Here is a 3558-nt window from a genome sequence, read left to right as displayed (position 1 = left end):
AAATCATCCTAAAAAAATAATATGGGTAGTTTATAAACAAAAACCGCCTCAAGGAAAATGAGACGGCTTCTTTTTTAGTTTTTAATGATATATCCTACAGGTGCTGTAAATTTTAAAATCTCATATTTTTTATAGTGAACCCAGAATTTATTCTTGTTATGAAAATCCTGATTCATGTAAAGTGTATCTTTTTGAGGCATAAGCACAATATAAATATCCTTATCAACAACTCTTATTTTCTCGCTTACAATATGAATATTGGACAATACTTTTTTTGAAAAAGAGGAATTACTCTGTTCTATTTTTGAAGCATTTATATTTTCTACAAGTTCATTTTTAACCAAATGATTGCGTACTGTAATCATTAAAAAAAATAAAATCAAGCTAATAAGCATACCTAAAAAGGCCCAAGAACTTTTTTTTATAATTTCACAATAGATTTCAATAATGGAGAAAACAAAAAAACTAATAATCAGTAATGCTATAATGATCTGAACGATATAAATCATTTTAAAAATTCTAAATTTGAATTAAGTTTAAGTTATTTGTCAATTAAGTTAAGAGTTGTTATCTGTCTTCTCTTCAGTAGCAGCAACTGTTTCAATATTTTTCTTCTGAACCTGTTCCAACAGCTGAAGTCCCAAAAGCCCGCTGATTCCTCCATTCGCTGAATCACCGTTTCCTCCGATTAATACTTCAGGCATTATTCTTACATTCTGACTCGCTATATTTTCCATGATTTTTAATTGGGTAAAATTATTTCCGCCCATTGCTTCTACAGACAGTTTGTAAGATTCTGCATTAGATTTACCGATGGCCAGAATTTTTTCTGCTTCAGCATTACCAGTCAATGAAATCTGCTCAGCACTTGCTTTAGCCAGCAACTCTATTTTTTCTGCTTCAGCTTTTGCGAGAAGTCTTGTTTTCTCTGCTTCTCCGGTTGCCAACAGTTTCAATCGGTCTCCTTCTGCATTCGCCTGCAGCCTTACAGAATTAGCATCTCCGGTTGCTTTTTTCACTGATGCATCCGCTATTCTTTCTGCAATCACAACACCCTGATCTGCTTTTACAATCTCTTTCTGCATATCCGCAACAGCCGTTTCTTTTTCCAGTGCCTGACGGGTTTCCTGAGCCAGCATTTCAGTTTCATAAGTAATCTTCTGCTCTTCCGCCAGTTTTCTGTCTGTTAAAGTCTTCATTAAACTTTCCGGTGGAACAATAGCTCCAATCAAAGTATCAACAGCATTCACGTTATATTGTTCCAAAACACTGCTGATGTGGTCTTTTGCCGACTGTTGTCTTTCTTTTCGGGTTCCTAAAAAGGCAATCACATCACTATCCTGCGCTGAGTTTCTGAAATAATTCCCAATCGTCGGCTCTAAAACCTGGCTCACAAGATTGATCATATTCCCGAAACGGGCAATTACTTTTGGAGCTTCATAAGTAGGAATATGAATAATTTGGGAAACATCAAGATTGAAAGGAAAACCGTCTTTACTTCGTACGGTAATCGTTGAAAGATTTTTGTCGAGTTGATGTGATTCGCTTCTTTCATAAGCCCAGTTCAATACCAAGTTAGTGGTAGGAACAAGCTCAACCTTCATGATATAAGGATTAATAGGATATTTTCCGGGACCAATGGGTTCTGCCCAAACGCCTTTATGACCTTTCTCAACGATATTTCCATGTTTAAAATCAACTCCGCTGAGGTCTTTTCCCTCTTCACCTACATAGCTGATGATGACGCCAACATGGCCAATCGGAATTTCCGTCATTTTTACCATTTCAACTTTTGTAAACCAGGGATTCAGAAAATAGGAACCTGCCAGAATCACCTGTTCCTGAAGACCTTTATATCCTCCATTATTTAAAAAAGTATCTACATCCTGAAACTTATTATGATCATTGATAATTTTACCTGCGATCTGACCTTCTTCCAAAGGACTTCCTTCCATTGTGGTGATAATTCCGACTGCATTGTCAGGAATTTGAGTCATATCCGTTAATTCTATTTCAAACAATAAGGTATTGATTCTGTACGATCCCGGGGCAATAATTGCAGTCTGACGACCTTTTCTTCCTCCATTTTTTAAAAAGGCTTCTGCATCCTGAAAAGAATCGCAGTTCACTTTTCTGGCTAAAATTCTTCCTGTTTCCAGTTCTATCCCATCTTTTGCCAGCAGTAAACCTATCTTTCCAGTCGGAATCACTGTAAAAGGTTGAAAATCGATAGAATATTGCCAGATCCATTTTCCAAAATATACTCCCGGAGCTAATGTCTGAGCCTGAAAACCTGCTTCTCCGTTGGTGGCGATAATTCTACCTTCCGGAAGTTCCTGCTTTCCTACCAACACAAATTTTTTGGTCACCAAACCAATTTTGTCCTGAGGAACAATGATCAATCCAAAGAAAATTCTCAAAATGAATTTGTAAAATAGTACGCACAAAAGCGCCATTACGGCCGGAATCATCCAGCCATGAAAACCTAATTCCATAGTTTGTTTTTGTTTTTTAATTAAATTTTAAAACAGGGATTGCGCTCTGATTCTTCAGAATATGAAAAAACAGAGTACGAATTATGTGATAATTCTTTCGAAAAAATTAAGAAATTACAGGAGGAGATGTATTAAAAATCGTGAAGATGATTTCTGATACTTTTAATAGAAAAAACTTAAAGTTAATTAGTTTCATTTTGATAATAAAGGAACGAGATCCTTTGATGGTACAAATGTACATAAGAAAAGTATTCAGTTGTTTCAGAATTTGATACTATTTCGCAAACAAAATAGTAAACAATTGAAAATCAATATCATTATTTTCAACAACCAATATATAAAAGTCTTAAGAACTTCTTTTTCAGAACTATAAGCCCTCTCTTTAATGAAAATTGGCTCTATATTTGATAGAGTCTGAAATATTAACCAATAACCACTCAATATGATAAAGCATATTTTATTAGGGACTTTCTGCTTAGCTCAGTTTTCTTTCGCTTATGCCAAAGAAGTTCCGGCTCCTAAAACAGACGGTTTTATTACTTCTTCTGCCCTTCAGCAGGTACCGAAGACTGTTATTATCAAAACCAAAAAGTTCAAGATCAGAATCGACAAACAGCCGAATGGCAAGTACCTTTACCAGTCGTGGAATGCCAATGCAAAGATTACGGCAAAGCCAAGCATGATTATCAGCGATGGTGAACTGATTCCTGATGGTACGGGAGGAAACTACTATATCAATTTCAGTAACGAGGGGCACAGCTATCAGATCTGGAGAAATTATCTTACAGATTCTCCGAAAAAAGCACCTTATACATTGGTTGTAAATGATGCTAACGACCGTGAAATTGTTCGCCAGGACGGAATGTAGTGAAGAATTAAAGATGGAAGATGGAGGAGAGAAGCTGGAAGTTGTTATAGTCATTCTATAACTTCTGTTTAAGAACTCAAAATCTTTTCTTTCTTATAAAATAAAAATCCTGTATTGATTTGGACTGCACCCAAAAGTTTAGACAAAATTAAACAATATTATTATATGAAAGAGTTCGGTACTGTACCGGACTCT

At 35.6% G+C, this 3558-nt stretch carries 3 protein-coding genes; 1 reads left to right on the top strand and 2 read right to left on the bottom strand.

All coding sequences use genetic code 11. The annotated features are described in order from the left end of the window. Positions 1–74 precede the first annotated feature (74 nt). Together NK356_RS23910 and NK356_RS23905 are read right to left on the bottom strand one after the other, a co-directional pair. Complete coding sequence (locus tag NK356_RS23910; protein ID WP_034696403.1) at positions 75–509, bottom strand: hypothetical protein; 435 nt, start codon at positions 507–509, stop codon at positions 75–77. Positions 510–557: 48 nt separating this feature from the next. Then, the gene (locus NK356_RS23905) at positions 558–2495 is read right to left on the bottom strand and encodes an SPFH domain-containing protein (RefSeq protein ID WP_051934352.1); all 1938 of its coding nucleotides are present in this window, start codon (positions 2493–2495) and stop codon (positions 558–560) included. 442 nt (positions 2496–2937) lie between these two features. Here NK356_RS23905 and NK356_RS23900 point away from each other — a divergent pair, with 442 nt between their 5' ends. Beyond that, the gene (locus NK356_RS23900) at positions 2938–3363 is read left to right on the top strand and encodes a hypothetical protein (RefSeq protein ID WP_253318234.1); all 426 of its coding nucleotides are present in this window, start codon (positions 2938–2940) and stop codon (positions 3361–3363) included. Positions 3364–3558: the final 195 nt, after the last annotated feature.

This window comes from Chryseobacterium sp. S0630, from assembly GCF_024158915.1.
Lineage (GTDB): Bacteria > Bacteroidota > Bacteroidia > Flavobacteriales > Weeksellaceae > Chryseobacterium.
Note: the sequence above shows the minus strand (reverse complement) of the source record. Positions and strands in the feature narration are given on the sequence as shown.